The organism is Candidatus Goldiibacteriota bacterium HGW-Goldbacteria-1, assembly GCA_002839855.1.
GTDB lineage: Bacteria > Oederibacteriota > PGYV01 > PGYV01 > PGYV01 > PGYV01.
Genome location: PGYV01000014.1, coordinates 16,890 through 38,759, shown reverse-complemented (window position 1 = coordinate 38,759; position 21,870 = coordinate 16,890). Strand labels below are relative to the sequence as shown.

Annotated in this window: 34 protein-coding genes and 1 pseudogene; 4 read left to right on the top strand and 31 right to left on the bottom strand. The window is 43.0% G+C overall.

Annotated features, from left to right (window positions below):
* Positions 1-8: 8 nt before the first annotated feature.
* From CVV21_11980 to gatC, 3 genes are read right to left on the bottom strand one after another with little or no spacing between them, the layout of a single operon-like run.
* Positions 9-299: a hypothetical protein gene (locus tag CVV21_11980; GenBank protein ID PKL90653.1), complete on the bottom strand. Its 291-nt coding sequence runs from the start codon at positions 297-299 to the stop codon at positions 9-11.
* A 12-nt stretch (positions 300-311) separates the two neighbouring features.
* Positions 312-1,775, bottom strand: a complete 1,464-nt coding sequence (gene gatA, locus CVV21_11975; GenBank protein PKL90652.1) for an Asp-tRNA(Asn)/Glu-tRNA(Gln) amidotransferase GatCAB subunit A — start codon at positions 1,773-1,775, stop codon at positions 312-314.
* Between the two features lie 15 nt (positions 1,776-1,790).
* Positions 1,791-2,078 (bottom strand): Asp-tRNA(Asn)/Glu-tRNA(Gln) amidotransferase GatCAB subunit C, encoded by a 288-nt coding sequence (gatC, locus tag CVV21_11970; protein ID PKL90651.1) that lies wholly within the window; start codon positions 2,076-2,078, stop codon positions 1,791-1,793.
* A gap of 79 nt (positions 2,079-2,157) precedes the next feature.
* On the opposite strand from gatC, the gene CVV21_11965 reads away from it, so the two are divergent.
* Entirely contained in the window at positions 2,158-2,355 is a 198-nt protein-coding gene (locus CVV21_11965) for a hypothetical protein (GenBank protein ID PKL90650.1), read from the top strand.
* Here CVV21_11965 and CVV21_11960 read toward each other — a convergent pair.
* The 28 genes and pseudogenes from CVV21_11960 to CVV21_11825 form a co-directional block, all read right to left on the bottom strand.
* Entirely contained in the window at positions 2,344-2,808 is a 465-nt protein-coding gene (locus tag CVV21_11960) for a DoxX family protein (GenBank protein ID PKL90649.1), read from the bottom strand. The two genes, CVV21_11965 and CVV21_11960, sit on opposite strands and share 12 nt — an antisense overlap.
* Complete coding sequence (locus tag CVV21_11955; protein ID PKL90648.1) at positions 2,805-3,926, bottom strand: hypothetical protein; 1,122 nt, start codon at positions 3,924-3,926, stop codon at positions 2,805-2,807. The genes CVV21_11960 and CVV21_11955 overlap by 4 nt, the downstream gene beginning before the upstream one ends.
* The gene (locus CVV21_11950; GenBank protein PKL90647.1) at positions 3,880-4,251 is read right to left on the bottom strand and encodes a CoA-binding protein; all 372 of its coding nucleotides are present in this window, start codon (positions 4,249-4,251) and stop codon (positions 3,880-3,882) included. Before CVV21_11950 ends, CVV21_11955 begins: the two co-directional genes overlap by 47 nt.
* Positions 4,252-4,265: 14 nt before the next feature.
* The gene (locus CVV21_11945; GenBank protein PKL90646.1) at positions 4,266-4,973 is read right to left on the bottom strand and encodes a hypothetical protein; all 708 of its coding nucleotides are present in this window, start codon (positions 4,971-4,973) and stop codon (positions 4,266-4,268) included.
* A gap of 1 nt (position 4,974) precedes the next feature.
* Positions 4,975-5,757 carry a chromosome partitioning protein gene (locus tag CVV21_11940; protein PKL90645.1) on the bottom strand — a complete coding sequence of 261 codons (783 nt, stop codon included), beginning with the start codon at positions 5,755-5,757 and terminating at the stop codon, positions 4,975-4,977.
* 38 nt (positions 5,758-5,795) lie between these two features.
* Positions 5,796-6,164, bottom strand: a complete 369-nt coding sequence (locus CVV21_11935; protein ID PKL90644.1) for a diguanylate cyclase — start codon at positions 6,162-6,164, stop codon at positions 5,796-5,798.
* Positions 6,165-6,178: 14 nt separating this feature from the next.
* Complete coding sequence (locus tag CVV21_11930) at positions 6,179-6,640, bottom strand: ferric uptake regulation protein (protein PKL90643.1); 462 nt, start codon at positions 6,638-6,640, stop codon at positions 6,179-6,181.
* A gap of 84 nt (positions 6,641-6,724) precedes the next feature.
* Positions 6,725-7,045 carry a sulfur reduction protein DsrE gene (locus CVV21_11925; GenBank protein PKL90642.1) on the bottom strand — a complete coding sequence of 107 codons (321 nt, stop codon included), beginning with the start codon at positions 7,043-7,045 and terminating at the stop codon, positions 6,725-6,727.
* 28 nt (positions 7,046-7,073) lie between these two features.
* Positions 7,074-7,388, bottom strand: coding sequence for a hypothetical protein (locus tag CVV21_11920; protein ID PKL90641.1), 315 nt, complete (start codon positions 7,386-7,388; stop codon positions 7,074-7,076).
* 1 nt (position 7,389) lies between these two features.
* Entirely contained in the window at positions 7,390-7,596 is a 207-nt protein-coding gene (locus CVV21_11915) for a DUF2892 domain-containing protein (GenBank protein ID PKL90640.1), read from the bottom strand.
* A 230-nt stretch (positions 7,597-7,826) separates the two neighbouring features.
* Positions 7,827-8,150, bottom strand: coding sequence for a thioredoxin (gene trxA / locus CVV21_11910; GenBank protein PKL90639.1), 324 nt, complete (start codon positions 8,148-8,150; stop codon positions 7,827-7,829).
* Between the two features lie 24 nt (positions 8,151-8,174).
* Positions 8,175-8,390, bottom strand: a complete 216-nt coding sequence (locus CVV21_11905) for a hypothetical protein (GenBank protein ID PKL90638.1) — start codon at positions 8,388-8,390, stop codon at positions 8,175-8,177.
* A gap of 180 nt (positions 8,391-8,570) precedes the next feature.
* The gene (locus CVV21_11900) at positions 8,571-10,046 is read right to left on the bottom strand and encodes a catalase (GenBank protein PKL90637.1); all 1,476 of its coding nucleotides are present in this window, start codon (positions 10,044-10,046) and stop codon (positions 8,571-8,573) included.
* Entirely contained in the window at positions 10,036-10,458 is a 423-nt protein-coding gene (locus tag CVV21_11895) for a DUF454 domain-containing protein (protein PKL90636.1), read from the bottom strand. Before CVV21_11895 ends, CVV21_11900 begins: the two co-directional genes overlap by 11 nt.
* A 40-nt stretch (positions 10,459-10,498) precedes the next feature.
* Positions 10,499-11,287 (bottom strand): zinc transporter ZupT, encoded by a 789-nt coding sequence (locus tag CVV21_11890; protein PKL90635.1) that lies wholly within the window; start codon positions 11,285-11,287, stop codon positions 10,499-10,501.
* A 1-nt stretch (position 11,288) separates the two neighbouring features.
* Complete coding sequence (feoB, locus tag CVV21_11885; GenBank protein ID PKL90634.1) at positions 11,289-13,433, bottom strand: ferrous iron transport protein B; 2,145 nt, start codon at positions 13,431-13,433, stop codon at positions 11,289-11,291.
* Entirely contained in the window at positions 13,426-13,704 is a 279-nt protein-coding gene (locus tag CVV21_11880) for a ferrous iron transport protein A (protein ID PKL90633.1), read from the bottom strand. The genes feoB and CVV21_11880 overlap by 8 nt, the downstream gene beginning before the upstream one ends.
* Positions 13,705-13,748: 44 nt before the next feature.
* A complete protein-coding gene (locus tag CVV21_11875; protein ID PKL90632.1) occupies positions 13,749-14,210 on the bottom strand; it encodes a transcriptional repressor in 462 nt (153 codons plus the stop codon).
* Positions 14,211-14,246: 36 nt separating this feature from the next.
* Positions 14,247-15,479 carry an MFS transporter gene (locus CVV21_11870; GenBank protein ID PKL90631.1) on the bottom strand — a complete coding sequence of 411 codons (1,233 nt, stop codon included), beginning with the start codon at positions 15,477-15,479 and terminating at the stop codon, positions 14,247-14,249.
* Complete coding sequence (locus tag CVV21_11865) at positions 15,466-16,131, bottom strand: hypothetical protein (GenBank protein PKL90630.1); 666 nt, start codon at positions 16,129-16,131, stop codon at positions 15,466-15,468. The genes CVV21_11870 and CVV21_11865 overlap by 14 nt, the downstream gene beginning before the upstream one ends.
* A 183-nt stretch (positions 16,132-16,314) precedes the next feature.
* The gene (locus CVV21_11860; GenBank protein ID PKL90629.1) at positions 16,315-16,689 is read right to left on the bottom strand and encodes a hypothetical protein; all 375 of its coding nucleotides are present in this window, start codon (positions 16,687-16,689) and stop codon (positions 16,315-16,317) included.
* A 28-nt stretch (positions 16,690-16,717) separates the two neighbouring features.
* Positions 16,718-16,925 (bottom strand): annotated as a pseudogene (locus CVV21_11855) (hypothetical protein).
* A 47-nt stretch (positions 16,926-16,972) separates the two neighbouring features.
* On the bottom strand, positions 16,973-17,536 hold the full coding sequence (locus CVV21_11850) for a hypothetical protein (protein ID PKL90628.1): 564 nt from the start codon (positions 17,534-17,536) through the stop codon (positions 16,973-16,975).
* Positions 17,533-18,066, bottom strand: a complete 534-nt coding sequence (locus CVV21_11845) for a hypothetical protein (protein PKL90627.1) — start codon at positions 18,064-18,066, stop codon at positions 17,533-17,535. Before CVV21_11845 ends, CVV21_11850 begins: the two co-directional genes overlap by 4 nt.
* A 55-nt stretch (positions 18,067-18,121) precedes the next feature.
* A complete protein-coding gene (locus CVV21_11840; GenBank protein ID PKL90626.1) occupies positions 18,122-18,421 on the bottom strand; it encodes a hypothetical protein in 300 nt (99 codons plus the stop codon).
* Positions 18,414-19,040, bottom strand: coding sequence for a hypothetical protein (locus CVV21_11835; GenBank protein PKL90625.1), 627 nt, complete (start codon positions 19,038-19,040; stop codon positions 18,414-18,416). The genes CVV21_11840 and CVV21_11835 overlap by 8 nt, the downstream gene beginning before the upstream one ends.
* Positions 19,041-19,227: 187 nt before the next feature.
* A complete protein-coding gene (locus CVV21_11830; GenBank protein PKL90624.1) occupies positions 19,228-19,452 on the bottom strand; it encodes a hypothetical protein in 225 nt (74 codons plus the stop codon).
* 74 nt (positions 19,453-19,526) lie between these two features.
* The gene (locus tag CVV21_11825) at positions 19,527-20,270 is read right to left on the bottom strand and encodes a hypothetical protein (GenBank protein ID PKL90623.1); all 744 of its coding nucleotides are present in this window, start codon (positions 20,268-20,270) and stop codon (positions 19,527-19,529) included.
* Between the two features lie 79 nt (positions 20,271-20,349).
* Here CVV21_11825 and CVV21_11820 point away from each other — a divergent pair, with 79 nt between their 5' ends.
* From CVV21_11820 to CVV21_11810, 3 genes are all read left to right on the top strand, one after another.
* Positions 20,350-20,868 carry a hypothetical protein gene (locus CVV21_11820; GenBank protein PKL90622.1) on the top strand — a complete coding sequence of 173 codons (519 nt, stop codon included), beginning with the start codon at positions 20,350-20,352 and terminating at the stop codon, positions 20,866-20,868.
* Between the two features lie 280 nt (positions 20,869-21,148).
* Positions 21,149-21,388, top strand: a complete 240-nt coding sequence (locus tag CVV21_11815) for a hypothetical protein (protein PKL90621.1) — start codon at positions 21,149-21,151, stop codon at positions 21,386-21,388.
* 24 nt (positions 21,389-21,412) lie between these two features.
* Positions 21,413-21,865, top strand: coding sequence for a hypothetical protein (locus CVV21_11810; protein PKL90620.1), 453 nt, complete (start codon positions 21,413-21,415; stop codon positions 21,863-21,865).
* The last annotated feature ends 5 nt before the right edge of the window (positions 21,866-21,870 follow it).

Sequence of the window (21,870 nt, the reverse complement as noted above, 5' to 3'; positions counted from 1 at the left end):
TATTAAAATTACTCCTCTGTACTTTTTTCTTCTGTTTTATTTTCCGCCACTTTACCGTCCCATTCATCGTCGGACAGAATTACAAGCGGCCTGTCTGTGTAATTTTCTTTGTCAAAACCTTCAAAATCAACATCATCACCGCCGCAGGTGGCGCAAACAACATCCATTTCATTATCCCCGGCATCCTTCTGGCAGTAGCGTGTCATGCTTCCTTCGCTGAATTCCCACATTTCAAGTGGTTTGTAATCTGTGACGTTCACATAAAACCCGCCGTTGTTTCCGCATTTGTTGCATTTCATAATATTTCCTCCTTAGTCTATGGACGGCATCTTTGTGTGCCAGTCCGTGTTTTTTTGGAATGTATGCGCGATGTCAAAAATATCCTGTTCTTTAAACCACTTGCCCAGTATCTGAAGCCCCACCGGAAGCTTTTTTGAATCATTGCCCGCGGGCACTGACATTCCCGGAAGACCGGCAAGATTGGGCGCAATGGTAAATATATCGGACAGGTACATGGTTAAAGGGTCTGCGGCTTTTTCGCCTATTTTAAAAGCGGTGGTCGGCGAAGTGGGCGTTAATATCGCGTCCACTTTTTCAAAAGCCCTGTCAAAATCATTTTTTATAAGCGTCCTTACTTTCTGCGCTTTCTTATAATAAGCGTCATAATAACCGGAGGAAAGAACGTATGTCCCCAGCATTATCCTTCTTTTTGTCTCCCGCCCAAAACCTTTCTGCCTGCTTTTCTTATACATGTCTATCATGTTTTCCGCGTCTTTGTCGCGCAGCCCGTAACGCACGCCGTCAAAGCGCGCCAGATTACTGGAAACTTCCGCCGGCGCCACCACGTAATATACGTCAATGGCATATTCGGTATTTGGAAGCGATATCTGCTCTATCTTTGCGCCAAGTTTTTCAAAAACCGCAACCGCGTCCATTACTTTCTGTTTTACTTCCGGGTCAAGCCCTTCAATGAAATATTCTTTCGGCAGCCCGAATACTTTTCCTTTTACGCTGTCCTTTAATAAAGCCGAATAATCCGGAACATCAATATTTGCGGATGTCGCGTCATTTTCATCGTGTCCGGCTATGTGTTTTAATATAATAGCGTTGTCTGCTGCTGTCCTTGTTATGGGGCCTATCTGGTCAAGCGAGGAGCCGAATGCAATAAGGCCGTAGCGCGATACCCTTCCGTATGTGGGTTTAATTCCTGTCACGCCGCATAATGACGCTGGCTGTTTAATGGAACCGCCTGTGTCAGAACCAAGCGAGCCGATGCATAATCCCGCGGCCACGGAAGCCGCAGAGCCGCCGCTGGATCCGCCGGGAACACGCTGCAAGTCCCACGGATTTCTGGTCGGGCCAAAAGCGGAATTTTCAGTGGACGAGCCGAACGCGTATTCATCCATATTTAATTTACCGGTAAAAACCGCGCCGGCTTTTTCAAGTTTTGTTAACACTGTCGCCGTGTACGGCGGTTTATAACCTTCAAGCATCTTTGCCGCGCAGGTTGTATCAATACCTTTTAAAACCATGTTGTCCTTTATGCCAAGCGGTATGCCTGTAAGCTCTGTGACGTTATCATTCTTTATTATCCGCTCTTCGGCCGCTTTCGCCATTTCATAAGCGCGCTCTTTGGTAAGTTTAAGATATGCATGCACCTTTGGGTCAACTGATTCAATCCTTTTAAAGACAGAATCAAGTATGTCAGAAGGTTTAATCTCTTTTTTTATCAACCTCTTGTGAAGGTTCTCTATTGTGTCATAATGCAGTTCCATAATTCTCCGTTTTCCTTATATTATCTTCGGGACTTTAAACCCGCCGTTTTCTATTGAAGGCGCCGCCGCAAAAACATCTTCCCTGTTAATGGAAGGTTTTATTACATCTTCCCTGTAAACATTCTTGGTATCCACCGCAAAGTAAGTGGGTTCCACGTTATCTGTGTTAATTTTGGACAGCCTGTTTACATGCTCTAAGATATCAGAGAGTTCTTTCGCAAACTGCACCTTTTCCTCTTCGGTTATTTCCAGCCTGGAAAGGTGCGCTATGTATTCTACATCTTTAATGGTAATAGCCATAATAAACCGCTCCTTTTATGGTCAGCAAGCAAAAATCATACCGCTTTTATAAAGTATTGATAAGATAACATATAAAAGGGGGGTGTTTCAAGGGGTATATTTAGAATTTTATAGTTTCTTAAACGCCCTGTCCGGGATCTGGCCCCGGACAGGATCAACATCAACCATAATCGGATCAAAATATGTCTTCCACAAATTAAAAAGCAAACGCCCTGTCCGGGATCTGGCCCCAGACAGGGCGTTTAAAATTATATTACTTTACCAGTTTTTATTTTTTTAACATACCGTACATCTTTACCTCGTTATGGTCAAAGAACATCACAATAACCCCGCCTGCAAGCATTATAATATCCCTTATAATGGTGTTAATTCCTATTTCCTCTTCCGGGAAAAGAAAGTCAAAACACCCGCAGGATATTTCTATGCCCCTATAAATATCAATGGCAATTGCCGCTATAAAAGCAACAAGCATTGCGTTTATTATAAGCGCGTTGCTTCTTGGCATTATATCCAGCATAAGTAAAATACCCGCGATAAATTCCACCCATGGCGCCACAGAGGCGAAAAACGGAACAAATACCGACGGCAGAATAACGTACGAATACACGTCATTGGCAAAACCGGCAGGGTCTATAATCTTTCCCACGCTTGCCACGACAAAAATAAAACCAAGCGCAAGTTTTAAAAAATATAACAGGTATTTATTTGAAAAAATCTCTTTTATTTTATTCATTTTGTTTCCCCTTTAAGCGCGGGATTTTTAAATACAGGATAACCCGCTTTTTCCCATTGCGGCAGCGCGTCCATAAACAGAAGCACTTTTTTATTGCCGCCTTCATAAAGTTTTGCCGCAAGGTTACGGGCGTTGCCGCCTTTGCCGTGGCAGTAAATAACCGTGGGCTTCTGCATAAGAGAACCCAAGTAACGCGGCAGCACTTCACTTATGCCGTCAGCCGGAATTGTAATCGCGCTTTTAATATGCCTGTCTATATACTGGTCTTTTCTTCCAGCGTCAACAAAATTGGCTTTTTGCCTTTCATAAAGAAAATATGCTTCTGCAAGGGTAATTTTTGGTATTTCATTTATTGACGCGGCCTCTTCAAAAAGGCGTTTGAATTCCGCGGGCGGTTCGTATTTTTCAACAGGATATCCCGCCTGCGTCCATTCATTCCATCCGCTAAAAAATATCGCTACCTTTTTGTATCCCATATCAAACAACGAGTTTGCCACTTTATCCGCAAGGTGGCATCCCACACCGTGACAATAAGTTACAATCACTTTATCTTTTAAGGCCTGTTCGTGTTCTTTATATTTTTCAGGAGGCGAACCCGCGGGAATTAAAATTGCGCCTTTTATATGCGCGTCGTCATACATTGAAGCGCTTCTTGTGTCCACAAACACCGCTTTACCGCTGTCCATAAGCGCCTTTGCCTCTTCTATGTGTATCTTTGGTATTTTTTCTTTGCTTGTTGATTTTTTTAAAAGGTATCTGAATTTGCCCGGCAGCGCTTTTGTCTCGGCCGGTTTTACAGCTTCTGCCTGCGCTTCAATTACCGGCTCTGCTGCGGCTTTTTTTGCCGGTATCAGCGCCCTAATACCGGTATATAAAAGGGCAATTAACAAAGCCGCCGCGCTTATTACAGCCGCTTTTATAACCATATCCTTTATAAATTCAAAGTATTTAAATTTTTTATCCGTGGGTATAACCACGGGCTTTACTGCTGATTTTTTTACCGCTTTTTTTGCTTTCTTTTTTGCTGTTTTTTTTGCCATTTGTTTTCCCCTTTCATGTTTTTTAACCTTTTTAAAACTGCCCCGTCGAAAGAAGCACAAGCGTACACGCTTCTTCATAATCAATACCGTTTTTTTCAGCAGCTTTACGCATAACTTCCGATTCAGCGCCGGGATTTGCAATAATACGTTTTGGTTTTAAAGCTATTATTTCATCCGCCATCTGAACAAGCCTTTCAGAGCCCACGTAAAGAGTTACTGTATCAACGCTTCCTTTTATATCCGCAATGCTGTTTACCACCTGAAGCCCCAGCACCTCTTTTAACCCCGGATTTACTGGTATTACTTCATGCCCGCTGTTTAACAGCGCCTGTATTGCCTTATATGAATACCTTTCCGGCTTATGACTGGCGCCTATGACCACTACTTTTTCTTTTGCTCCCATTTTATACCTCTTTTTTATAACGAATATTTATCGCCTGTTTTTAACTTTGTAAAAGCGGTTTTAAATACTTTTTTAAGAATACCACAAGCCCTTGCCCCTGTGCAATGGCCTGCAATAACTTTTTTTACCCCTGTTTTTTTAAGCTCCAGCACCGTTTTCATTATATCATCATCAGAACTGTCCTTAAGATGAAGCCCGCCCACAACCGCGTATATTTTTTTACCGGACTTTTTTTCAGCCGCTTTTACCATTTTAACTATCCCCGGATGCGAACACCCCGTTACAAGGACATAACCTTTTTTGCCCTTAAAGACAGCCGCCTGTTCCATTACCGTTTCTTTTCCAAGTTTTCCTTTTATTGCACCGGTAAGGATAAAACCATCTTCTGACACGCTATTATTACCTGCAATAGTATAAGCTGCCGAATACCTTTTTAGTATCTCTTCAAGGCGCCATTCTTTTTCCGGCAGATATACCACGGGATTACCGCCCGCAAACAGCACGTGTTCCAGCCCCGCTATGTGATCCCAGTGGCAGTGCGATATGATTATATTTTCAACCGCCTTTACCGCCACTTTAAGTTTCTTTATGTTTTTTCTAAAAACGGCTTTATGCCCAAAAACGTCAAACAGGACTGTATTGTTTATTAAAAACGACAGCCCCCATTCTTCCCTTGCGCGCTGCGCGGGCGTGGAACCTTCAGCTATAACCTTTATCTTCATATTATAATACGCACGCCTTTACCACTTTTTTTGCAAGTTCATCAAAAGCCTGCGCCGCAGCTTTGTTATTTTCAATATGGCTGATTTCACCGGGAACTGTTTCTTCCATAAAACCGTCATAAAAAGGAAGTTCGGCTATAATATCAAGCCCTGCTTCGTTTTTAAGAAGCGCCGCGCCGCTTGCCGGGAACACCGTATTTTTTTTCCCGCACGATTCACATATTAAATATGACATATTAAGGACAGCCCCAAGTATTGGAACTGCCATCTGCCTGAACAAATCAGCGGCGCGGGCAGCCGTTTTTGCAGCGGTAGCCTGCGGGGTGGAAACAATAAGCCCGCCTTTTAAAGGCAGCGCCTGGCATATTGTCAAAGGCGCGTCGCCTGTGCCGGGCGGAAGGTCAATTAACATTATGTCAATATCTCCCCACTCTGTATCGGCTATAAACTGTTTAATCGCCCCCATAATCATTGGCCCGCGCCAGATAACGGCAGAGTAGTCGTCCAGCATAAATCCTATTGACATTATCTTAACCCCGTTTTTTTCAACAGGTATTAATTTATTATCTTTCATTACAGGCCTTTGATATATTCCAAAAAATGAAGGCATGGTTGGCCCGTAAACATCAGCATCAACCACCGCTGTCTTATACCCCTGTTTTGCAAGTGCAATCGCCAGATTTGCCGTAACCGTAGATTTACCCACACCGCCCTTGCCGCTTGCAACCGCCACGATGTTTTTGATTCCTTTTGCGCCGTTCTTAATATCATCAATTACGCTCATTGTCACTCCTTGTTATATTATTTTATAACTATTATTTATTAATGACCGCAGCTGTGCCCGCCGCAGGCTTTATCTGCCGTCATTTCAACAGCTTCTTTATTAATAACCGCGTTAACGCAGTCTTCTGCAAGCTTATAATCGCCGCAATAAACTTTAATTCCCGCGGCATTAAGTTTATGCATTGCGCCTGCCCCTATACCCGCGCATACAACTGCATCCACGCCTTTTCCTGCTATGGCGGCAACCGGATTGCAGGAGCCATGTTCATGATGCTCGTTAGAATTTATTATTATCTCTGTCTTTTTACTTTCTGTATCATAAGTTATAAAGAATGGAGCGCTTCCAAAATGACCGTACACTTCTGATTTTAAACCCTGATTACCCTCGGACGGAACACAGATTTTCATATAGTTCTCCTTTTTTATTCAGCGCACTTTTTGCATTTGCCGTGAAACTGTATAAGGTGGCCTTCTATCTTAAATGCGTATTTTTTTCCCAGCTTTGCCTCTGTTTCTTTAAGAAGCTTAACTTCTTCATCAATAAAATCGTCATAATCAATAATTTTATTGCATGAAGTACAGACAAGGTGATGGTGGTGCCCTTTGGAGGAATCCGCAAGTTCAAAACGCGCCCTTTTGTCGCCAAAATCAAACCTGTGAATAAGTCCCTGGGCTGAAAGCAGTTCGGTTGTCCTGTATATAGTGGTAAGCCCTATATCGGAGTTTTTCTTTTTTGCCAAGGTGAATATTTCTTCGGCACTTAAGTGTTCTTTTGATTCAGACAGCACGTCCAGTACAGCCTGCCTTGCCGTTGTCATCCTGTAACCGCACCCTTTAAACTTTCCGTGAAGCGCGCCCTGCCTTTTGCACCTGTTTTCTGCCATTGTATAATCCTTGTTGAAAATGATTTTCAATAAGGATTATACATAATAATTATCTTTGTGTCAACATGCTTGTGTATTTTTATATTAAAAGCTGACAACTTTATCGCTTTCTTTTACAATATCATACATATCCTGCATTGTGGACAACGGGCATGCATCAGAACTTTCCTGCTCGCGCGATTTCATGCAGGTACCGCAGGCAAATATTTTTCCGCCGGATGCCAGAAACTTTTCTGCCTGTTCAACCGTGTTAAATTTATCCGTGCTTATTTTCTGATACTCCACGCCTTTGCCCATAAAAAAAATCTTTACCTCTTCTTTTTTTCCAAGGCAGAAATTACCATACCTGATTGCGTTCCAGCAAGTCTCCGCGTCATTTGAAGCGATTACAATTCCAATTTTCATTGCATTCTCCTTTTCTTCTGTATAATTTTCATGCGCCGCACATAGAAAGAAAATGCATAAAATAGTCTTCCCTGATGCCCCTGCCTTCTATTAAAGTTCTTTTTCCTATTATATCCCTGATTTGGGAGGAGACAATTTTTTTACTCCAGAACATCATACAGGGATTTCCCTGAACCTCGTTTATTGTCAGTTCGTCCGAATAATACAGCGCTGAACCTGAATTAAAAATGTCTTTTGGATTTTTTATAATATAATAATCACCCAAAAACGCCCTTAAATCGGGTTCAGCGCTGTTTATAACAATAAACTCCGCCTTGGCCAGTACTTCCCTTGACGGTGCCATTTTATTTTTTATTTATTGGGCAGGTATTTATTCCCAGCAGCGCGTATAGGCCGCAGAAACCAATTGCCCCGGTTATAAGCGATATTGCCCCTAACACCCACAATACAATTGCAGCAGGACCGGTCATAAGAAAACCTGCTGCCACAAGCCCTACGCCAAGCACCACCCTTACAATCCTGTCTGTCTTTCCTTCATTTGGTTTAAACATTAAACACCTCCCGTAAATTTAATTTCCCTTATAACAAGTATACACGCTTTTACTTCCTTTCGCAGATATTACCTATTCCACAGAGCCCGGTTACCGATAAAAGCAGCACTGTCCCAAGTATCCAAAGAACATACGAACGGGGAGCGGCAGAATAAAATCCCGCGGCCACAAGCGCTCCGCCGGCGCCGCCCCTTACAAACTTTAATACAGTTTCCATTATCATTCTCCTTTTAAGCCGCTAAGTGCGGTTTTATTGCCTGAATTATGTGCTGCTTTGGCAGCGCGCCCACTATACGGTCCACTATCTTTCCGTCTTTAAAAATTGCCATCGTGGGTATGCCTGAAACACCGTACATTCCGGCAAGCTCCGGTGAATCATCCACGTTTACTTTTGCCACTGTTAATTTTCCGTTATATTCCTTTGCTATCTGGGACAGCGCGGGCGCCACCATTTTACACGGCATACACCATTCCGCCCAGAAGTCCACAAGCACCGGTTCTTTTGATTCTATTACCTGTTTCTTAAAACTGCCTGAATTTACGTTGATTTCCATAGCATCCTCCTTTAAGGATATTATTTAGAATCCAAAAAAACTTGCAACTTTCGCTTTTCTGTTAACTTTAATTGCGCCTGTGGGGCACGCATACATGCATCCTGCCAGCATATCGCAAGATTCATGGTCCGTGACTTTTGCCTTTCCTTTTTCCATCTTAAGTATCCGCGCCGGGCACATAGATACGCACGCGCCGCACCCCGTGCACAGGCTTTCGCTTATTTCCACTTTCTTTTCCATTTTCCGTTTCCTCCTATTATTCAATTATACGTATATCTGTATATTTAATTATAGCAGGCCGGACGCTTTTGTCAACATTATTTTTTAAATAAAGGAATTAAAACAGATTAAGGCTTACGGCCATTATCGCCATACCCGCGGCTGTACAGGCTTTTTATCTGTACGGCCGCGCCCTGCGCGTTAAACTTTTGGAAGTTCGCTTTCCTGTATCCCCAGCGCTTTTGCAACGCCTTTGCCGTATTCAAGGTCTGCTTTCAGGCAGTTGCCAATATGGCGAAGCTGGATAAATTTTGGCGCGCCTCCGACAGAACGGGCTGTATTTTCAAAAAGCGCTTTTTTCTGTTCACTGTTCATAAGTTTAAAAAGCGCCCTTGTCTGGCTGTAATAATCTGTGTCTTCCCTGTGGTCCCAGTGGTCCGCGGCGCCGTAAAGCTCAAGCGCGGGTTCTTTAAATTCTTTCTGCTCCTGCCAGTGGCCAAAACTGTTTGGTTCATAGCCGGGGGTGCCGCCATAATTTCCGTCAACACGCATCTGCCCGTCGCGGTGAAACATATTAAGAAACGGGCACCTGGATTTGTTGACAGGTATCTGATTATGGTTTACTCCAAGCCTGTAACGCTGAGCGTCGCCGTAAGAAAACAGCCTGCCCTGAAGCATTTTATCGGGCGAAAAACCAATACCCGGCACAATATTAGCGGGATTAAACGCGGACTGTTCAACATCGGCAAAGTAATTTTCCGGATTTTTATTAAGTTCTATAACACCGGCTTCAATAAGCGGGTAATCGCCGTGCGGCCATACTTTTGTCAAATCAAACGGGTGATATGGCGACTTTACAGCCTGTTCTTCGGTCATAACCTGGATATACATTGTCCATTTTGGAAAATCCTTTTTTTCTATCGCGTCATACAAATCACGCTGGTGAGTTTCACGGTCTTTTCCTATTGCGGCTTCGGCTTCCTGATCTGTCATATTCTTTATTCCCTGCTGTGTTTTAATAGAAAATTTCACCCATACCCTTTCATTTTTTGCGTTTATCATACTGAAGGTATGGCTGCCAAATCCGTGCATGTGCCTGTAGCTTAGCGGAATTCCACGGTCGCTCATAGTTATTGTCACCTGATGAAGGGCTTCAGGCAATGATGTCCAGAAATCCCAGTTATTAAGGGCGCTTCTTAAATTTGTCCTCGGGTCCCTCTTTATGGCGTGGTTAAGATCCGGAAATTTCAGCGGATCGCGCATGAAAAATACCGGCGTATTGTTTCCAACTAAGTCCCAGTTTCCTTCTTCCGTATAAAACTTCATCGCAAAACCGCGTATGTCGCGCTCCGCGTCTGCCGCGCCCCGTTCACCCGCAACAATTGAAAAACGCACGAACATTTCTGTTTTCTTGCCTGCTTCGGAAAATATTTTTGCCTTTGTGTACTTTGATATATCATTAGTTACCGTGAATGTGCCGAAAGCGCCGGAACCCTTCGCGTGCATACGCCGTTCCGGTATCACTTCCCTGTCAAAGTGCGCCAGCTTTTCCAGAAACCATACATCCTGAAGAAGCTGAGGCCCTCGTTTGCCTGCCGTCATTACATTCTGATTGTCAGCAACAGGCGCGCCCGCTGCAGTAGTCAGTTTTTTTTCATCCTTTTTTTCATTCCCCATTTATTTCCCCCTTTTTTACCGGCTGTCTAATAATGTAAACCGTAACTGCGGCCGCAATTATAAACAACGCGATTTTAAAGCCTAAAACCGGCACAAAAAATAAAGCTGAAACAGTCATAAAAATCCACATAAAACTTATAGAACATATTTTTGCCTTTATTGCCATGCCTTTGCCGTTAAGATAGCCGTTTATATACGGTCCAAAAGTTTTATGCCGCGTAAGCCGGTCATAAAATGTTTTTGAACCCTTAGCGTAGCAGGCGGCCGACAAAAGCAGAAAAGGAGTGGTTGGAAGGACAGGCAGAAATATACCCGCAACACCAAAAGCCAAAGAAACATGGCCGGTTGCTATAAACAGAATATTTCCGAATTTTTTAATTTTAATATCCCCTTTTTTACCTGCTAAAAGCATACCCTCAATTTTCCCAATAATCAAGCAGGTACTTTATATCTTAAAGCAGATTAAGGCTTACCGCCATTATTGCCATGCCCGCGGCAATACCCGCTATTTCGGTGTGCCCTTCCCCGTATTCACGCGCCGTGGGTAAAAGTTCATCAAAAGAAATATATATCATTATTCCCGCGACAGCCCCCAAAATAATTCCCAGAAACTGCGGTGTAAGAAACGGCGCCAGTATAAGCCAGCCGATAATCGCGCCTGCCGGCTCTGCCAGGCCTGATAACGAAGCGTATAGAAATGCCTTTTTTTTATCACCTGTGGCCGCGTAAATGGGAACAGACACAGAAATGCCTTCGGGTATATTATGAATAGCCACAGCAGCTGCAATTGTAATGCCCAGCTGTACATCGCTTGCGGCAGCCGCAAAAGTTGCAAATCCTTCCGGAAAATTGTGTACGGTAATTGCCGCCGCTGTAAAAAGCCCGGTACGCATAAGTTTATGTTTTGAATGCTTTCCGCTTATTTTAAGTTCTTTTACACTTGCGTCTGACCTTACTTCGTGCGGGTTCTGCGCTTGGGGTATTATCCTGTCTATTATTGCGGTAAGCGCCATCCCCCCAAAAAACGCGGCTAAAGATATCCACGGCCCGGATACCCGCGCAGAATGCGGAAGCATTTCCATAAAAGAAACATATACCATAACGCCCGCGGACAGCCCCAGCCCGAAAGACAAAGATTTTCCGCCCCTGCTTCCGGAAATAAAAGCAATGGCAGCGCCGATGGCGGTTGACATTCCGGCTATTACTGACATTGAAAGGGCAAAAAGTATGTTTGTTTCCATATTACATCACCAAAAGTGCGGCGCGGTAAACCACAAAAGATAAAATCCATGCTACAGACATAGAATAACCTATATAAAACAGGGTTACTTTAAGCTGCCCTATTTCCTTATGAAACACTGCTGTCGCGGCAAGGCACGGAATATATAAAAGCACAAAAATAACAAGCGAAAGTGCCGCGGCAGGGCTGTAAGAAGGGTCGCTGCGCAGCCTTTCTTTTAAAGACGATGAATCATCAGCGGAATCACCAAGCGAATATATGGTTCCCATTGTGGACACCACAATTTCTTTTGCCGCAAGTCCGGCAGTTAATGCCACCCCTATACGCCAGTCAAAACCCAGCGGCCTTATTACGGGCTCTATAAATTTTCCGAATTTTCCGGCGAATGAATATTCAAGTTCGCCCGCGGCAAGTTCATTTTTAAGTTTTAATATTTCTTCTTTCTTTTTATCTGCTGATACATTTTCAGATATTTCAACAGCTGTAATTTTTTCGCCGTACTGCGCTGCCAGTTTATGGTTTACAGGGTAATTGGAAACAAACCATATTATTAAAGAAGCCGCAAGTATTGTGGTACCGGCTTTTTTTATATACATCCACGCCTTAAGCCACATCTGCGCAAAGACCGATTCCAGCGACGGCAGCCTGTAAACAGGCAGTTCCATTACAAAAGGCTCGCTTTGCCCTTTAAACACGGTTGACTTAAACAGTTTGGCGGACGCGACAGCCACAAGTATTCCAAACAGGTATACGCCGAAAAGAATATTTCCCGCGGCATTTTCCGGAAAAAACGCCCCTATTAAAAGAATGTATACCGGAAGTTTTGCGCCGCAGCTCATAAACGGAATTACCATCATGGTGGCCAGGCGGTCGCCGCGGTTTTTTAACGTGCGGCACGCCATAAACGCGGGCACCGAGCAGCCAAACCCGGTTACCATGGGAATAAAAGATTTACCATGAAGCCCTATCTTATGAAAAGCTTTGTCCACCACAAAAGCGGCGCGCGCCATGTAACCGGTAGCCTCTAAAAAAGACAGCCCTAAAAACAAAAGCAGTATGTTGGGGACAAATGCAAGCACTCCGCCGACACCCGCCAGCACGCCGTCAACGATGACAGAGCGCAGTAAATTGTTTTTTATTCCGGCGCCGGCTGCTTCTCCTAATTTTGAAAAAACAATTTCAATCCACTTCATGGGCACTTCGCCAAGAGTAAATGTCATCTGAAAAATAAGCCACATTATTACAAAAAACACAGGCAGCCCCAGGATTCTGTTAATAAGCAGGGAATCAATAATATCTGTCGCGCTCTTTTTTTCCTCTTCTTTTTCAACAACCGTTTCTTTAAACGCGCCGCGCACAAACGCGTACCTGTCTTCCGCGATTTTTTTCTGAATTGACGTCTTAACAGCTGCTTCAAGGCCGTTCATGATAACTGGAAGCGCGGATTCAAGCCTTATCCATGCCGGGCTATGACGCGCCAGTTTGTACATATTGGCGTCATTTTCCAGAAGTTTAATTGACGCAAGCCTTGGTTTCGCTTTAGATGACATAAACGGGTCCGATTCTATTATTGTCTGAATTTTTAAAACCGCTTCTTCCACTTCCTGGCTGTAAGTAATTTTTCCGTCCGGCGGCGTAATTTTTCCTTCGTACAGCCTTACTATATGGCTTAAGAGCGATTCAATACCTGTTTTTTTAGCGGCAGACACAGGTATTACATGACTACCTAAAAGCTGCTGCAGCATTTTAAATTCAATTTTTATGCCTTTCTCTTCCACTTCATCATACATATTAAGCGCCATTATCATCTTTGGTTCCATTTCCAGAAGCTGCACGGAAAGATACAGGCTGCGTGAAAGGTTTGTGCCGTCTGCCACGTTCACAATTACATCGGCAGCTTTGGATTCTATAAAATCCCTTGCCACCGTTTCTTCAGGTGAATACGCGGTAAGCGAATACGTTCCGGGAAGGTCAACAAAACTTAATATATAATCACCATATTCCATCTCTGCTTCATACTTTTCAACCGTAACCCCGGACCAGTTGCCCACCTTAAGGTTGGTTCCGGCTATAGCGTTAAAAAGCGAGGTCTTTCCGGAATTAGGGTTTCCGGCAAAAGCCACTTTTATTATTTTTTTATCAGGCATTGCGTTTTTCCTTTCCGGAGCGCATAGGGACACCGTCCCCTTTTTCACCTGTTTTCTCCACGGTTATAAGTTCCGCTTCTTTAACGCGCAGCGCCATAATAAAGCCTCGCAGCTTTATCTCTAACGGGTCGCCCAAAGGCGCCTTTCTTACAGCTTTAAATTTAGTCCCTTTTACAAGCCCCATATCAAGAAGCCTTTGTCCCACTTCGCCTTTCGCATCCACAGATATAATTACAGCTTTATCCCCGGCTTTAAGTTCAGACATCTTCATAGCATGCTCCTTTGAGATTAAGTCTCATTTAACAGATAAAAAAACTACTTCTTACACCTGCTGCACAGCCCTTTAATTTCCAGCCTGTGTCCGGTCATCTTAAAATTATATTTTTTGGCTATAAGTTCCTGATGCTTTTCAATCACATTATCATGAAATTCCAGTATGGCGCCGCATTTGACGCAAATCATATGGTCATGATGGCCGTTTCCCTGTGAAAATTCATATATCCTGCGCCCGTCTTTCTGGATGCTTTCTTCCACTATTTCAGCTTTTACCAGAAGCGGGATGGTACGGTAAACAGAAGCCCTTGATGTTTTAACATCAATTTTTTTTACCGCATCTAACAGCTGTTCCGCGTCAAAGTGACCCTTAATAGAAGCGGCAGCTTTTACAATTATGTCCCTGCCCCGGGTTTTCTTAAGGGACTTCTTTTCCAGAAAACTGCTGAACGATTTATCTTTATCCATGTTCTGCTCCATTTTGATATTGAATCTCAATAGCATTATACAAAATATCCGCAGGTTGTCAACAGGATTTTTTTAAGTTTTGTCAGCTATAATTTCTTTTTGCATATAGAAAAACACGCCAAGCGCCAGCACCTGCACGCCGGCTATTCCCCAGCACAAAACAGGAAGTGAAATTTCATACAGGATTCCCGCAAGCCAGCTGCCGGCAAAAAGCGCGATGCCGTAATTGAAGTTAAAAATACCGTACCCGGTGCCGCGTTTTTTCATGGGTGTAATATCCGCTATGCCCGCTTTCATAATTGTTTCATGCGCTCCCATTACAACACCCCATAATATGGCGGACGCAAAAGCAAGCCATGGTTTATTTGTAAATGCCAGAAACGGAATTAAAGCCGTTAATACAGGCATTGCCGCCAAAGTGACAAGGCCGCCGCCGTGATGGTTTAATTTTTCTTTAAGATAATCATACCAGTGCCCCATAGCGTAAGCCGCGGCGCCGTCCGCTAACATGGCAGCGGCGTAAAACAAAGGTATCATAACGTCTGATATAACCCCGGCTGCCTTAAAATGAAAACCCATGATTGCATAACTTATAAAACCAAAAGCGGTAATAAAAGAAAAAATATTATATATCCAGAAAAGCTTTGTGATTGTTTCCGGGTCGCCGTCTTTTTTTGGCGGTTCCAATTTTGACGGGTCAGGCACTTTTGTATAGGCAATCCAAACAAATATCATAAGCAGTATAAAAGGAATAATAAAAATACCGTACGCGTGCCTGTAATCAATTGCGGTCTTAACCCCGCCGCCTGTTGCCGCAAAATATCCCGCGAATATAAGAGGCCCTAAAAGCGCGCCAAACTGGTCAAGCACTTCCTGAATAGCAAAACCTTTTCCGGTGCCTATTCTTTTTGCCGCGCTTGATAAAATAGTATCCTTTGCCGGCGCGCGCACCGCCTTACCCAGCCTTTCCAATACCATAAACACGGCAGCCATCTGCCACACACCGGTTAGCGCAAGCATGGGTACCGTTATTAAAAGGCCGTAGCCCAGAAAAGTAAATACCCAATACCCTTTTGTTTTATCCGCAAAATATCCGGATGCCAGCCTTAACGCGTAGCCTACAAATTCGCCTATCCCGGCTATTAAACCCACCATTGCGGCATTTGCGGAAAGTGTCTTAAGATAAGGCCCGTTTACGCTTCTGGCGCCTTCATATATAATGTCGCCCAAGAGGCTGACAAACCCAAAAAATATTACAAGCTGAAAAGCCCTTTTTAAATCATCTGTCATTTCAGCTTTTGGCATCAGGCTGTTCCTTTTTCATTAACAGAATTCCTATAAGCGGCGGTATCCAGCACAGGTTTGCCGCTATGGTCTCTATTGCCGAAAATATCTGCGTGTCCGGTTTAAACCCAAGCAGCCTTACACCCAAAAGCCCGGCAGGCACTATTGCAAGTATAAACAGACCCGCAAGCATAACCGGGTTTTTTATATACGCTTTGAAACCTTTAGATACATTACCTTCTTTTTTGGAAAAATACATAAATCCGGAAACACTTGCGCCCATCTGGTCGGACAGCGCGTAAAAATACGGTATGTAAAAAGCCTGCACACCAAGCATATCAACACCCATCAGCCTGCTTATAAAATCTATTATCCATGGAAGCGCCATTCCAAAAAATTTTCCCCATCCGTATGCCTGCGCCAATGACATTGCTTTGCCCTGAATTTTTTTCTTTATCGCGAATATTCCTTCAAAGATACTTTCCCCTTCACCGGAAAATGTCCGCACCAGCCAGTTGCCCACGGCGTTTAACGGCATGCCCAAATAATCCAGGACAGCGCCAAGCGCCAGCCCTATCCCATACCCCGAAAGGGTATAACCAATCATTTCCTTAAATTCTTCCCTTTCATCTTCACATGTGCATCCGCATTCTTCTTTTATTTCACCGCACATACTATTTCTCCCTGATTTTTTATAGTTCATTAAACAAACCTGCCGGTATAATACAAAATTACAATCCGGATTATAGCAATTATTATAGAAGCCGCAATACAAGTTTTTTATTCATTTTATATCAGTTTCAGTTTGATATGAACCCTGACGGATTTTAACATATACCGTTTTCTATATGATTGTTTATTTTGCGCCGGATTTTTTTAAAAGGTTTTCTATTGTTTTATCTTTTATCTCATTAACCGCCCTTGTAAGGACAGTACCTTTATACTTATCCGTAATGTTAAGGTCGGCGCGCGCGGCAATAAGCATTTTTATCATTTCAGTGTTCTTATTTTCAACGGCGCGCATAACGGCGGTAATTCCGTCAAGTCCGCGGGAATTAAGGTCAGCTTTAACCGAAATAAGAAATTTAACCGCGCCTGTGTGGTTATGATACGCACCCCATACTATTGGGGATATTTTATCACGGTCGCGTGAATTGACATCAATACCCTTTTTAACGCACTCTTTTAACGCGTTAACATCCCCTGCTTTTGCAGCTTCAAATATATCCATACTTGCATCCTTTATCTTTTATTAGTGCCTACCCCTGCGCGATTATCGCCTGAGCCCTGTCTGCCTGATTTGGAAGTAAATCCACAGGCACTTTTTCTTTTTCCAGTTTTTTTGATACCATCAGCCTTGCGCATCTTTCAAAATCACTTCTGCAGAATTTTTCCTTGAAAATCTCTGCCGTAGCCGGCAGGTTTCCCATTCTGTCATTAAAAAACCAGATTCTGACAATCCGCCATAACGCACCACCATATAAATTTTTCACGCCGGGATGATTATACTATATTTAAAACCCCTCTGTAAATACATCCGCCTGCCAGGAATATCCCGGCAGGTAGTCGCCGGTTTTTTTGATAAACATAAGAATATCGCTTTGTTTTATGTCGGTGGACTGTACTTTGGGATCAAGTATTAAAATCTTTATTTTGCCCTCTTTTTTATCATCATTTTTTTCAAAAAGCGCCACGGTAGGTATTGTCGCGCTGAATTTATACAGGATAAGTTCCCACGGCATTTTGTATGTGTAATATTCTTTTACAAGGCCGTCCGGACAGCACACCTTTAAACTGTGCATTCCCGTGGCAGGGCCTATGACGCTGTCGTAGTAAAGCTGAAATTCAAGTTTTTCTTCAAATGCCGCCATTTTTTCGGATTTTATGTTTTGTGTGAAAACCTCGGATTGAATTGCTTCTGTTGTTATCGGGCCGGCTGTGTCTTTCATGGTTGACATTATAACCGCAAAATCTAAAATTACAAACACCGTAAACCAGGCTGCAGCATTACGCAGAAAATTATCTTTTTTTATCTGAACAGCTGCCGCTTTTTTATTCCTGCGCGCTTTTTTTCTCATTCCCTCACCTTTATTTCTCCCCTTACCGTGCTTTCCGGCCTGTGTTTTTTAATAAGCCTGAAAAGGCCGCTTAAACTGTTTTCAACACTTTTTCTGTACTCTTCGGAATCCATCCAAACCCTGAAAATAACCGTATCCTTCTGTGCCGGATCATCTTCAAGCGTGACATAAGCTTTTACCCCGGGCCCAAAATCATAATCAGCTATTTCAGCGGGAAGCTTTAAAGTGTAACGGTAGTCTTCGCTGCCGTCTTTGTTTATTACTTTAAGGACATAGACACCCCTTTTGCTTCTGTTATCCCCGTATTCATAATATTCATAAGACCTTTTATCAGATGTTATTTTTTCCCCGGTGGCGGTTATTGCCTGTTTTTCTATGGGAAAGGAATAAACAACAGACCTGTCTTCGGCGGTGCTATTGAATCTGAATATATATACAAAACATACAATACTAAAAAAAATAATAAACGCAGTAATGAAAATTTTAAGCGGTTTTTTATCAATTTTCTTTTTCTGTTTATGGGCGGGCATTTTTTATGTTCCCCTTAAAAAAAACCGGTATTTTTTCACGGCTTTTATACAGGAATTATCTTTCTTCTATAAGCCTTCCTTCATTAAATATCTGTACTTTGGAAAGTTTTCCGTCTGTGCCGTAAAAAGACCATTCACCGTGCATCAGCCCGTTTTTATAAGAACCGGTTACGGAAACCCTGTCTTCTTCGCCTGTAAGTTCCCTGTAACTTCCGTTTTTTATCCCGTCTGTAAGTTCAAATTCCCTGGTTATCGCGGTTTCCGGGCAGCTTTCCATGAAGGTGCCATTGGCAAGGTAGGCGCCGGATTCATCCTTCTTACAGCCTCCGCAGCCGCCCTCTTTATCATTACTCACTTTTTTCCCCTTTTACGCCATCACCTTTCTTTTCCCTGAAAACCACCATGGCTTTATTAATGGCTTCTATGAAACCTTCAACGTGGTCTTCAAACACCAGAACCGTATCCTGCCTTAACCTGCCGTTATCATTGCGGGTCTGAAGTATTACAAGCGCGCTGTCGCCTGTTTCCGTTTTCTGCATTCCAAAAGAATACGTCCTTTTGGCCGCGTCAAATTTTCCCAGTTCAACAGTATCCCTGGGCGGTCCGTTATGTTTTTTCTGCTGGTTAAAAGGTTTATAAGGGGGTTTTCCCTGTGCTCCAAAATCTTTTTTTCTGTCATTAAAAAACTTTTTCTTGCCTCCGTCGCGGGAAAAACCTGCGGTGTTGCCGTCACGGGAAAAACCTGCCGTATTGCCATCGCGGGAAAATCCGGATGTGTTTCTGGAATATGAACCTGTTGACCCCGTACCTGTAGAACCGTATCTTTTAGCGCCGTCTCTTGAATTGCCCATTGCGGGCCTTTCATGCGACGTTAACCTTGTAGTGTAGCCTGAATTTCCCCCAACGTACCTGCTGTTGCCTGCATCTTTGCTTCCTGCCTGACCGGCGGGTTTCTTTCTGTAAACTGCGGACATTAAATGTCTCCTTTTGATTATCACGGGCCCCAAAATTATTGTGTCACGTGATGTTTATGAGATTTTTCCCATGTTTGATGAAGTTATTGTAGCATATTAAAAGTTTTTTTCAACATTATTTTATTTTTTTCAGTTTGATCGTTTAAATTTATTTTTTAAAAGAAATACCCGGGGTTTGCGTAAAAAATCAGTTTGCCCTTGTGCTGCCGGAAATCTGCTCTTTAATCTCTATCACGTGGTGTTCAAAAGCCATTTCCAGAATAAGTTCTTCCTGCTGCCTGCCTGTCAGCGTGTTAAATAAAACCCTGTTGTCCGGCTCCATCAGTTGAAGAAGCGACTGTTTGGCAGATTCAATGGTTTCTTTTCTGCACGGAGAGTTAAGAAGCTGTTTTTTAGACATTTCCTTTGCCATCAAAATCCCCCTTATTGATTACATAGAATTATATCAGGGGTTTTATCAATTAGCAAGTTTTTGCAGGTAATGGTTTACTGTATTAACACTATAATTCCGGCGTTTATATAAATACCGGAATAATCCAGCTCCTGACTGTCTTTTGTGCCGTTAACAGGCGTACCATCTTCTTTTATAATATCACTTTTCATAATGCCCGATACACTGCCTGACATCATCCTGTATCCGGCTCTTACACCAAATCCAAGATTCTTTTCCACATAATACTCGCACCCGGCTTCCGCATGGGCGCCGAACATAATACCTGTGTAATTAACATCTGCATAATCCAGCTGAGAACCGTCGGAATTAAACCACTTTGTTTTCGCGTAATTATCAACAGAAACCGACATCCCGGCGTCTGCCGCCGCGTAAAATATAAATTCGTGTTCGTAAAGCCGGTCTTTAAAATATTTTCTTAATCCAACACCGGAATAAACGCAGTCATACTTAACCATATTTTTTAGAAGAGCCGCGCCGCCCGGGTAATTAACTTCATTGTAGTCTTCTTTCATAAATATAAACTGTGATCTGATATATGGCGCCCAACCGCCGTCAAAAAAAACACCCGCGTCTATCCCAAGATTAAGATCTGAATTAATCCCTTTTAGTTTTGTTTCGTATCCCCAACTTTCATAATAAATCTGAACCGTGTCCATCCCGTCATTGTAAAGCGACATACGCGCAGCGGACCAGCCGCCGTATAAATCAATAAAAACAGCGGCACCTGCCGGAACAGCGGCCGCAAACATAAGAATAACCAAAACAATTTTTTTCATTAACCTGCCGCCCTAAAAAAGTTTAATTACTAATGGGTTTATTATACATTCACCATAAATTATTTGCTATACTCTTTTCATGGACATAAAAATTATTGATACACAGGACGGTTTAAAGGAAGTTGTGCAGAAGCTGAAAAGCGAAACCATAATTGGCGTTGATACCGAAACGCGGCTTTTTGGAAATCCGCCGGCTTTATGCCTTATTCAGATTGCCGCGCAGGAAAGCTGCCGGCTTATAGACCCGCTTGCCATTGATGATATTTCGCCTTTGAAGGACATATTTGAAGACCGTAAAATAGTAAAAGCCATTCACTTTGCCAACTTTGAACGATCTGTATTAAGGCCTTTTGGCATTGAACTGCATAACGTCTATGACACCTGCACGCATTCAAGAAAAATTCGCGGCAGGCAGGTAACAGGCGGCCACAATTTAAAAGACGTAAGTTTTCGGGAGCTTGGCATAGTAATGGACAAATCATACCAGCGCGCAGACTGGACAACAAGGCCGCTTACCGAAGGAATGATACAATACGCCGCCCTTGACGCAATTGTGCTGGTGAAATTGTATAAGATATTTAAAAAAATTATCCCATAACCGTTTATCCCATATTCCATAAATTAAAGAATTCAGGGACGGAGTATGGAAGTTCGGATGTTTAGAAAAACAAACATTTTAGAAATCTAAATCAACTGCCGCACCCTGAAGGGTGCGCCTACCAGATCCAGATCTAATCTTTGTTCTTCCAGCCTGCCGAGCCTCCAAACCTCTAAGCATCCAAGCCTCTATTATTCCCCTTGATAATAAAATTACTATATTATAATATATAAGTGTTAAAGTTTATGCGCACAACAACACCTTTGAAGGGAGGACAAACATGCCTGAAATTACCTGGGATGTCAAAAAAACACTTGGAATTATAGGAGAAGGCAGCGGCGGCTGGAAAAAAGAAGTTAACATCGTTTCCTGGAATGAACGCGCGCCAAAAATTGATATAAGGCCATGGGACGGCGAGCATAAAAAAATGGGAAAAGGCATCACATTAAGCAAAGATGAGGTTCTAAAACTTAAAGAAATACTTAACAGCCTTGATATGGATACTATTGAAATAGGCTGACACGGTTTAAAGGGGAAATAAATAATGCCGGTTATAATAAAAACCGAAGGTACTATATGCGACGACAGTTCGGATGCCATAGTTTCAGACGTATGCTGTTCCGGCGCGCCCAACGGCCCGCTGCATAAACTGTTTGCAAAACGTTTTCCGATAAACGAAGAAAAGTACAAAAAAGCCTGCGCCGAAGGAAAAATTAAACCCGGTAAAATATTTTCCACAACCGAAGGAGATATGTTCGGGGCATGGCACATATTGAATTTTCCCACGCGCGTAAAACCCGGCGAACCGTCATCAGAAGAACTTATACTTACGGGGCTTGATGACCTTATAAAACAGATAAAACTTTATAAAATAAAAACCCTTGCCATGCCCGCCCTTGGCTGCGGCGCAGGTAAAATGAAATTTGAACAGATACAGCCGCTTATAGAATCCAAACTTGGCTCAATTGAAGGGCTTACGGTTTTTCTTTACAAATAGTTTTT

Coding starts and splice junctions, on each gene's coding strand:
- CVV21_11980 (PKL90653.1), bottom strand. CDS start 299: ATGAAATGCAACAAATGCGGAAACAACGGCGGGTTTTATGTGAACGTC.
- gatA (PKL90652.1), bottom strand. CDS start 1,775: ATGGAACTGCATTATGACACAATAGAGAACCTTCACAAGAGGTTGATA.
- CVV21_11960 (PKL90649.1), bottom strand. CDS start 2,808: ATGAATAAAATAAAAGAGATTTTTTCAAATAAATACCTGTTATATTTT.
- CVV21_11955 (PKL90648.1), bottom strand. CDS start 3,926: ATGAAGAAGCGTGTACGCTTGTGCTTCTTTCGACGGGGCAGTTTTAAA.
- CVV21_11950 (PKL90647.1), bottom strand. CDS start 4,251: ATGGGAGCAAAAGAAAAAGTAGTGGTCATAGGCGCCAGTCATAAGCCG.
- CVV21_11945 (PKL90646.1), bottom strand. CDS start 4,973: ATGAAGATAAAGGTTATAGCTGAAGGTTCCACGCCCGCGCAGCGCGCA.
- CVV21_11940 (PKL90645.1), bottom strand. CDS start 5,757: ATGAGCGTAATTGATGATATTAAGAACGGCGCAAAAGGAATCAAAAAC.
- CVV21_11935 (PKL90644.1), bottom strand. CDS start 6,164: ATGAAAATCTGTGTTCCGTCCGAGGGTAATCAGGGTTTAAAATCAGAA.
- CVV21_11930 (PKL90643.1), bottom strand. CDS start 6,640: ATGGCAGAAAACAGGTGCAAAAGGCAGGGCGCGCTTCACGGAAAGTTT.
- CVV21_11925 (PKL90642.1), bottom strand. CDS start 7,045: ATGAAAATTGGAATTGTAATCGCTTCAAATGACGCGGAGACTTGCTGG.
- CVV21_11920 (PKL90641.1), bottom strand. CDS start 7,388: ATGGCACCGTCAAGGGAAGTACTGGCCAAGGCGGAGTTTATTGTTATA.
- CVV21_11915 (PKL90640.1), bottom strand. CDS start 7,596: ATGTTTAAACCAAATGAAGGAAAGACAGACAGGATTGTAAGGGTGGTG.
- trxA (PKL90639.1), bottom strand. CDS start 8,150: ATGGAAATCAACGTAAATTCAGGCAGTTTTAAGAAACAGGTAATAGAA.
- CVV21_11905 (PKL90638.1), bottom strand. CDS start 8,390: ATGGAAAAGAAAGTGGAAATAAGCGAAAGCCTGTGCACGGGGTGCGGC.
- CVV21_11900 (PKL90637.1), bottom strand. CDS start 10,046: ATGGGGAATGAAAAAAAGGATGAAAAAAAACTGACTACTGCAGCGGGC.
- CVV21_11895 (PKL90636.1), bottom strand. CDS start 10,458: ATGCTTTTAGCAGGTAAAAAAGGGGATATTAAAATTAAAAAATTCGGA.
- CVV21_11890 (PKL90635.1), bottom strand. CDS start 11,287: ATGGAAACAAACATACTTTTTGCCCTTTCAATGTCAGTAATAGCCGGA.
- feoB (PKL90634.1), bottom strand. CDS start 13,433: ATGCCTGATAAAAAAATAATAAAAGTGGCTTTTGCCGGAAACCCTAAT.
- CVV21_11880 (PKL90633.1), bottom strand. CDS start 13,704: ATGAAGATGTCTGAACTTAAAGCCGGGGATAAAGCTGTAATTATATCT.
- CVV21_11875 (PKL90632.1), bottom strand. CDS start 14,210: ATGCTATTGAGATTCAATATCAAAATGGAGCAGAACATGGATAAAGAT.
- CVV21_11870 (PKL90631.1), bottom strand. CDS start 15,479: ATGCCAAAAGCTGAAATGACAGATGATTTAAAAAGGGCTTTTCAGCTT.
- CVV21_11865 (PKL90630.1), bottom strand. CDS start 16,131: ATGTGCGGTGAAATAAAAGAAGAATGCGGATGCACATGTGAAGATGAA.
- CVV21_11860 (PKL90629.1), bottom strand. CDS start 16,689: ATGGATATATTTGAAGCTGCAAAAGCAGGGGATGTTAACGCGTTAAAA.
- CVV21_11850 (PKL90628.1), bottom strand. CDS start 17,536: ATGAGAAAAAAAGCGCGCAGGAATAAAAAAGCGGCAGCTGTTCAGATA.
- CVV21_11845 (PKL90627.1), bottom strand. CDS start 18,066: ATGCCCGCCCATAAACAGAAAAAGAAAATTGATAAAAAACCGCTTAAA.
- CVV21_11835 (PKL90625.1), bottom strand. CDS start 19,040: ATGTCCGCAGTTTACAGAAAGAAACCCGCCGGTCAGGCAGGAAGCAAA.
- CVV21_11830 (PKL90624.1), bottom strand. CDS start 19,452: ATGGCAAAGGAAATGTCTAAAAAACAGCTTCTTAACTCTCCGTGCAGA.
- CVV21_11825 (PKL90623.1), bottom strand. CDS start 20,270: ATGAAAAAAATTGTTTTGGTTATTCTTATGTTTGCGGCCGCTGTTCCG.
- CVV21_11820 (PKL90622.1), top strand. CDS start 20,350: ATGGACATAAAAATTATTGATACACAGGACGGTTTAAAGGAAGTTGTG.
- CVV21_11815 (PKL90621.1), top strand. CDS start 21,149: ATGCCTGAAATTACCTGGGATGTCAAAAAAACACTTGGAATTATAGGA.
- CVV21_11810 (PKL90620.1), top strand. CDS start 21,413: ATGCCGGTTATAATAAAAACCGAAGGTACTATATGCGACGACAGTTCG.